This window comes from Neisseria sp. P0014.S009, assembly GCF_051958155.1.
In the GTDB taxonomy this organism is placed as follows: domain Bacteria; phylum Pseudomonadota; class Gammaproteobacteria; order Burkholderiales; family Neisseriaceae; genus Neisseria; species Neisseria flavescens_C.
In genome coordinates, this window is record NZ_JBQCVS010000296.1 from 1 (window position 1) to 232 (window position 232).

1 pseudogene is annotated in these 232 nt (G+C 43.5%); it reads left to right on the forward strand.

The annotated features are described in order from the left end of the window. Window positions 1-232 (forward strand): annotated as a pseudogene (locus ACTHS4_RS12705) (lipoprotein-releasing ABC transporter permease subunit); the annotation flags it as partial.

A 232-nucleotide genomic window follows, 5' to 3' on the forward strand; every position in this document is an offset into this window, starting at 1 on the left:
GTATTGTATAGATTGGGTGAAAATTTTGGCGGGCTGCGCCTGAAACTGGCTGACCCGCAAAATGCTCCCTCGTTTACTGCAAATTTAATCCCGCCTTCCAAAAAAGATTCAATTTGGGTTAGAGACTGGACATTCAATAACCGCAGCTACTTTGAAGCAGTAGAGTTGGAAAAACGCATGATGTTCATCATCCTGACGTTGATTATCGCCGTTGCAGCCTTCAATTTGGTAT